General features: G+C 41.8%; 8 protein-coding genes. 1 reads left to right on the top strand and 7 read right to left on the bottom strand.

From position 1 onward, the window contains the following. Positions 1-229 precede the first annotated feature (229 nt). Positions 230-556 carry a thioredoxin family protein gene (locus AC3LHT_RS07055; RefSeq protein ID WP_290665737.1) on the bottom strand — a complete coding sequence of 109 codons (327 nt, stop codon included), beginning with the start codon at positions 554-556 and terminating at the stop codon, positions 230-232. A 96-nt stretch (positions 557-652) separates the two neighbouring features. Here AC3LHT_RS07055 and AC3LHT_RS07050 point away from each other — a divergent pair, with 96 nt between their 5' ends. After that, entirely contained in the window at positions 653-1171 is a 519-nt protein-coding gene (locus tag AC3LHT_RS07050; protein ID WP_290646050.1) for an NUDIX hydrolase, read from the top strand. Here the strand turns inward: AC3LHT_RS07050 and AC3LHT_RS07045 are convergent. The 6 genes from AC3LHT_RS07045 to AC3LHT_RS07020 all read right to left on the bottom strand — a co-directional run. Next, positions 1133-2500: a TldD/PmbA family protein gene (locus tag AC3LHT_RS07045; RefSeq protein ID WP_488662404.1), complete on the bottom strand. Its 1368-nt coding sequence runs from the start codon at positions 2498-2500 to the stop codon at positions 1133-1135. The genes AC3LHT_RS07050 and AC3LHT_RS07045 overlap by 39 nt on opposite strands. Continuing rightward, complete coding sequence (locus AC3LHT_RS07040; protein WP_290646053.1) at positions 2497-3885, bottom strand: TldD/PmbA family protein; 1389 nt, start codon at positions 3883-3885, stop codon at positions 2497-2499. Before AC3LHT_RS07040 ends, AC3LHT_RS07045 begins: the two co-directional genes overlap by 4 nt. 69 nt (positions 3886-3954) lie before the next feature. After that, positions 3955-5286, bottom strand: coding sequence for a cyclic 2,3-diphosphoglycerate synthase (locus AC3LHT_RS07035; protein ID WP_290646055.1), 1332 nt, complete (start codon positions 5284-5286; stop codon positions 3955-3957). A gap of 150 nt (positions 5287-5436) precedes the next feature. After that, complete coding sequence (locus AC3LHT_RS07030) at positions 5437-5625, bottom strand: hypothetical protein (RefSeq protein ID WP_290646057.1); 189 nt, start codon at positions 5623-5625, stop codon at positions 5437-5439. Between the two features lie 14 nt (positions 5626-5639). Beyond that, on the bottom strand, positions 5640-6680 hold the full coding sequence (locus AC3LHT_RS07025) for a HesA/MoeB/ThiF family protein (protein ID WP_488662403.1): 1041 nt from the start codon (positions 6678-6680) through the stop codon (positions 5640-5642). Between the two features lie 164 nt (positions 6681-6844). Further along, a partial coding sequence (locus AC3LHT_RS07020) for an amidohydrolase family protein (RefSeq protein ID WP_488662402.1) occupies positions 6845-7222 on the bottom strand: 378 nt, incomplete at its 5' end.

Here is a 7222-nt window from a genome sequence, read left to right as displayed (position 1 = left end):
AAACCCTCCGGGATTCGTTGACTTGATATAGTAGGTGAGTATTCAAGAGCCGAGTAACGAGTTGCGAGTAACGAGAAAACATCAAACCCTGTCTTATAGTCAACTGCGCTAGCGGTTCAGGGCAACTCCGCAGGAGTTCAGAGCAATTGCGTTAGCAATTCATAGCGCGTTTTAGCAACACGGGTCTGGGGTCTGGTTTTTGCTAAACCCAAACCCGTTCTTTGATACCCTAGACCCTGGTTCTAAGCATTTCCATTATTCTACCCATATAATCGGTAATCTGGTTCATTCCGAAGTTCCTCGCCCAACGGTTGAGTTCCTTTCCATCGTGAAAGATGATTATTGTTGGAGCGGTGAACACAGTAAAAGCGCCTGAGGCTTCTGGATTTTTGTTTATATCAATGTACAAGAATTTCCACTGTGGATAATTTTCTTCAATGGCCTCGAGTTTTCTTTTAACCGTGGTGCAGACACCACAGGTAGGGGTTGAAAATTCCACGAGCACCAACTCTTTTTCAATCTCACTTTGAAGTTCATTAAAACTCACTTCTTTCACTTCAATCACCTTTCTGATTAATTTAACAGCGATGATTATTATATCTGTCCATTACGTGTTAGACTTTTCATTAGCATTAAAATGGAGGGTAAGATTTTGAAAAAAGCCGCCGTTGTTGTTCCGATCGTTATTATTGAAGGTGAACCCTATCTAATACTCACCCGACGCTCCAGAAAGCTAAATAACCATCCGGGTCAGATCAGTTTTCCCGGGGGTATCTGGAATGGGAGAGAAACGCTAATTGATACAGCTTTCAGAGAAATGGAAGAGGAGATAGGCGCAAAGCCAAGCAGTGTAATTTTCTTGCACAAATTGGAAATCATTGAGACACTTATGTCTAAAATAGAAGTTCATCCCTATGCTGCTTTGCTTTCTGATAGGATTTTCAAATTAAACAGAGATGAAGTCGAAGAGATTCTCTTTGTGAAGCTTTCCATGTTTTACAAGGTGGAAAAGGAGCTAATTGCGCTCCCCTCAGGGAAAGAAACCATAAAATATAGACTCCCCGGACTGATAGTCTGGGGAGCCACTGCAAGAATTATCGACAGTTCTTTAGAGAAAGTTTCAAAGATGCTTTTAAACTCCGGCTACATCGATTCCATCAACAATGACTGATGGTGAAAAAACAGCTGACGAATCGCCACCCATCAATGGCATGCCATAAGCTACATCATTACCACACACTCTGAGGTTTTCAAACACTTTGAATATGTTTCCAGAGACAGTTATCCCGTCAACCCCTCCAACTATTTTCCCGCTTTCGACTATGAAGCCCCTTGCTCCAAGGGAGAAGTTACCAGATACAGGGTTTGCACCGGAGTGCAATCCGTCAAGCCCGGTGATCACCAGTCCTTCTCCTAATTTCGCAAGAAGTTCCTCAAAACTCTCTTCGCCGGGTTTCACAATGAGGTTGATGAAAGAAATATCAGTAGGGGCTTTGTATCCCCAGATTTTTACGGCATTTCCAGTAGATTCAACATTGTCTTTTTTTGCTGTTTTAAGATCGTAAAGATAGGTTTTCAAAACACCATTTTCAACCAGATGTTTCTTTTTCGTGGGCACACCCTGGTCATCAAAATACCTATTTATCGGACTCCCCTCATAGAAAGGATCGTCTATGAGGGTAAAGCAGTCTGAGGCGATTTTATCTTCAATCCTACCTTTGAGCAAGGATAGGCCCTTTTGCACATTTTCCGCGGAAAACATCTCCGAAAAAACACTTAAAAAACTCGCAAACTCGCTATTCCTAAAGATCACGTTGTATTTTCCGCTTTTGATGGGCGAGGAATTCAACAATAATTTGAGATCCGAAACTATTCGGTCAGAAAGGATTTCAATATCTAAATCCTTTATCCCTTTACCCACAAGAGCATTAAAGGAACTTTTTGGGGTTTCACCGCCGCTCGCCAAACCCATCGCAAAAACATGCCCACCATCGTTTTTAGAGTAAAGGTCCAAACCTTTTGAATTTGCAATGTATATTTCTTCAACGAGAAATCCAAGGCTGTTATAGGGTACCATTGTGATATGCTCATTGTGTTTTTTCAAACCTTCTTCAAGCTCGATAATCTTTTTGACGGCTTCGGATTTCGGCAGTTTGTCGAATTCACCTCGATAGAAGTCTTTTCTGTTATAACTTCCCGTCCCATTGTAAAGCAAATCTTCGTATTCTGACTCAATGATTTTCAAATTTTCCACGGCTTCTTTCACAAGCTGCTGAGCTGATTCATCTGAAAAAGCCTCTGTAAAGGAGCTTCCGACTTTACCATTTTCAATCACTTTGAAACTTGCACCAATGAGGGTGGCGTCTTTGTAGTTTTCAAGCGCTCCCTTTTGAGCACTTACATTGAACTCATGCTGAATTTTTAAGTAAAGTTCGAAATCATTCAATCCCTTTTTGATGGCGGATTCAAAAACCTTTTTCTTGAACTCTTCAACTCTCATTTGTTTCGCCCCCCAACAATCAATTCTGAGACCCTTATCGTAGGCTGACCCACGTCTGCGGGGATACTTCCCGAAGCTGAACCACACATCCCCTGCGCCCTTGCAAGGTCATTACCTACCATATCTATTTTCCAGAGGACCTCTGAACCTTTTCCAATCAAGGTGGCTCCACGAACAGGTTTGGTGATTTTTCCCTTTTCAATAAGATAGCCCTCTCGAACTGAGAAATTGAATTCGCCTGTTCCGGGAATGACCGATCCTCCCCCCATGGATTTCGCGTAAAGTCCGTATTCGGTATTTGCTATGATTTCTTCAGGATAGTATTCACCGGGAAGGATGAAAGTGTTACTCATTCTTGATGTTGGGGCATAACGATAGTCCTGTCGTCGAGCACTTCCAGTACTTTCCATGCCCATTTTCCTCCCGTTGAATTTATCTATCAAATAGCTTTTCAGAATACCGTTTTCGATGAGCACGTTTCTGCGTGTAGGAGTGCCTTCATCATCGATGTTTGCAGAACCCCAGGCATTAGGAATTGTCGCATCATCGACGGCAGACACACAATCAGCTGCAACTTTTTCGCCAAGCTTCCCGGCAAAGACAGAAGCCCCTTTGGCAACTGAGGTGGCTTCGAGGGCATGTCCACAGGCTTCGTGGAAAATCACTCCGCCAAATTCGTTCGAAATGATGACCGGCATTTTGCCAGCAGGTGCATATTCTGCATTTATCATCCTGGCAGCTATGCGACCAGCTTTTTGGCCGGCTTCATAAACATCAAAGGTGTTGTAAAACTCAAATCCCATAGCAGCTCCAGGGCCAAAAAATCCTGTTTCCTTTTCTCCTTCTTTAGTTGCCACGGCTGAAATCATCAATCTTGTTCGCAGTCTTCTATCAGAAGTCTTTAAGCCTTCTGAATTGTATATCCAGATTTTCTGATCGTAGTCCCAAAAATCAACTGATACCTGGGAAATGAGTTTTGAAACGCTTTTCGCTCCTTCTGTTGCGGTTTTCATTATCTTTACCCGCTCGCTTTTGCTTACTGAAGCTGGATCAAGTATAAACAAATGACGATTTGGTATTTTTTTCTCTTCAAAATTAAGTGTTATATCATTTTTCCTATTAGAAGCCAATACATCTCCAATTCCCTGTGCAACGGCCATAAGAGCGTTTTCGGTTATTTCATTTGTGTAAGCGTATATGCTTTGTGCTCCTTTTGTAGCTCTCACACCTACACCAAAAGACCTGCCTGATAGGGCAGTTTCAACTTTTCCAGCAGTCATGGAAATATTGTTAGAATTTCTTTCTTCAATGAATATATCAGCAAAATCAGCCCCCCGCCTGATCAGCTCTACAAGCATTGCCTGTAAGATTTTTTCAGATATCATTTTTTCCCCTCCTCTTAGCCACCTTGAAAAAAGACCGGGAGGGATTCTCCCGGTCGCGTTAAATCCAACTTAGATGTTGTTTTTCTTCAGAAAGTTATCTATAATTTGCTCAAGCGTAGGTTCTCCTATTTCCTGAAGTTCGTAACCCACTCTGACAGCAGGTTTGTTTATTTTTATTACTCTTCTCAAGTCGATGGGCGTCCCGATTATCACGAGTTCGGCATCAGAGTTGTTTATAGTTTCTTCGAGCTCCTTCATCTGCTTTTCACCATATCCCATAGCCGGTAGGATCTGGTCAAGGTGATTGTATTTTTCATAAGTATCAACAATAGAACCTACTGCGTAAGGCCTGGGATCGATGATCTCAGCAGCGCCATATTTCTTGGCGGCAACCCAGCCAGCCCCATAGCTCATCCCACCATGGGTCAGCGTTGGACCGTCTTCCACTACGAGCACTTTTTTGCCCTTTATTGCCACGCTATCTTCCACGGTAAGAGGTGAGGCAGCGTCAACAACAACCGCATCTGGATTGTACTTTGCGATGTTCTGCCTTACAGTTTCGATACCTTCTGGGGTTGCGGTTTCTTCTTTGTTAATGACAATAACATCAGCCATAAGTAAATTAGCCATTCCAGGATAATAATTAACTTCGTGGCCAGGTCTGTGAGGGTCAACAACAGTAATGTAGAGATCCGACTTGTAGAAGGAAAAGTCGTTGTTTCCACCATCCCAGAGGATAACATCGACGTCCTCTTTTTCGGCTTCTCGCAGAATGGCTTCGTAATCTACACCTGCGTAAATGATCGATCCTCTATCAATGTGGGGCTCGTATTCTTCACGTTCTTCAATGGTGCATTCATGCTTGTCGAGATCGGAATAATCTGCAAATCTCTGGACTTTCTGCTTTACGAGGTCACCATAGGGCATAGGGTGTCTTATGGAAACGACCTTTTTGCCCTTCGCTCTCAAAATGTCAAGTACTCTCCTTGTAGTCTGGCTCTTTCCACAACCTGTTCTTATTGCACAAACAGAGATGATGGGTTTAGATGATTTGACCATGGTTTCTTTTGGACCAAGGAGCATAAAATCAGCGCCAGCAGCAAGAACGGTTTCTGCTCTTTCCATAACGTATTGGTGAGGAAGATCGCTATAAGCTAAAACAACATGATCCACACCATGTTCTTTTATGAGCTCAGGGAGTCTTTCTTCTGAATAAATCGGTATCCCATTGGGATAAAATTCTCCAGCGAGTTCAGCTGGGTATTTTTTGTCATCGATTCCGGGAATCTGAGTCGCTGTAAAAGCAACAACCTCGTAATTTGGATTGTTTCTGAAATAAGTGTTGAAATTGTGAAAATCTCTTCCAGCAGCACCCATGATAATAACTTTTTTCTTAGCCACAATGTCACCTCCATCTAATTTTCGGTTATCACGACAATTTTAACAGCCTTTGCAAAAAACTTCAAAAAGCTCCTGCGGCAAGTAAATCTGATAGGAGAAAAAGATACCCACGGAAGTTTTTTATGCATCGGTATGCTTTAGTATGCATATCTAACCACCATTGGCGGCGTTTACAATGAGAACTTTAGCATTTTCGTGAATTTTGTCCTTTTTATCAAGTATTCGACCGTCTGCCATAACAAGCACTGGGTCTCTCCAAAGTCCAATTTTTCTCAGCAGGTCTTCCACAACTAGTTCGGTATTGAATGACCACTTTTTATCTCCATAGATCACTTCCATTTTTCCACCTCACTCTATTCAGAACTGCTACAAACAGGGCAGTTCGAGCGTTTATCAACTTGAAATTCAATAAAGGTCAATGTTTTCAAGTCAAACCAAAGGGCTTTCAGAGGTTCGTCAGGATACTTCAAAATGTGCGTAGCATAGGCTGCTTGAAGCATTCCACCAAAATAACTCACAAAAGGAAGAATAGGTTTTGAAACATCCCTATCTTTTCGATCATCACCAACAAAACATCTGTAACAAGCATCGATGGGTCTATGAGGCACCACATATCCCGAAAGGCCTTCAACTCCCGAATCTACAAATGGAATGCCTTCTTTATAACAGATTTCGTTTATTTGATATCTCGTTTTGTAATTATCCACACAAGCTATAACAACATCAGGTTGCTCATTTTTCAAGGTATCAGGATCGAAAGCTTTCCGATATATTTTTAGATCTAGATTGTCTCTTTTGCCCAGTATCTTTTTGAGGACTTCTGCCTTTGGCACGCCAATGTCTTTGCTTGAATAAAAAGTCTGGCGATGGATGTTGGAAATGCTAACCACATCCGGCTCTATTACAACTAAACTTTTCAGTCCTTCTCTCAAAAGGAACTCAATTGCCGGCGATCCAAGCCCTCCAGCGCCGACAACCAGTACTTTCGCTTTAGAAGGCAAATGTTCTAGTGAAACCGGTAGTCGTATGTTTTTTATAGAAACAGAACTGCTTTTTCCCTTCATAACGCTGAAAAAAATAAGGGCTGCCGCTACGGGAGTAAAGAGTCTATTCAGATGATCAGGAGTAAAGACTCTTATTGTTTCGCCAAACTCCACAGTTAAGTCCTTTTCGGTTGAACCAAAGACTATGTTTGGCTCATCTTTCACAGTCATAAAGGGGAATATCTCTCTAAAAATCAGTATTTCTCTTGAATCAAAACAAGAAGAAACACTTGTAAAACCCGTTCTGAAAAGTAGTTTTACAATGTCACGGTCTATTTCAGTGTTGGGGCAACCAATGGTGAGCTGTGAAATCTTTTGTTGAAACTCCAGTTCGACTCCCTCAACAAGCAACTGTCTTTCAAAATATGTCTTGATAACTTCACTATCCAGAAAAATCCCTCACAATTGATATTGATATAGAATTTTCGATCAATTATATTCTACCATTTTTATCTTATTTCAACATTTGAAAAAGGGGAATACTGGATTCCCCTTTTATCGGTAATCTTGAAGTTTTATAGGCTATAAACTTCCTTGCCCTCAATGAACACCCTTTCAACAACCGATCTGAACTCAAAGGGGTGTCCGCTCCAGATAACGAGATCAGCATCTTTCCCGGCTTCTATCGAACCAACTCTGTCATCAATACCCAGTATCTTTGCCGGGTTTATGGTGACCATCTTCAACAAATCATCTTCCTTTGCTCCATACCTTAAAGCGGTGCCAAGCTGGATGGTGGTATGTTCAAGGTGAATTACCGGGTGGTCGCACATCATAGCTGCAAGAATACCTTTTTCATTTATTATTTTTATTGACTCAAAGGTCATATCCTTTAATTCGAGTTTCGTTCTGAAACCGAAGATAGGTCCAAGAAATACGGGGATATTTTTCTC

The sequence above is a fragment of the Kosmotoga sp. genome, from assembly GCF_982836095.1.
Note: the sequence above shows the minus strand (reverse complement) of the source record. Positions and strands in the feature narration are given on the sequence as shown.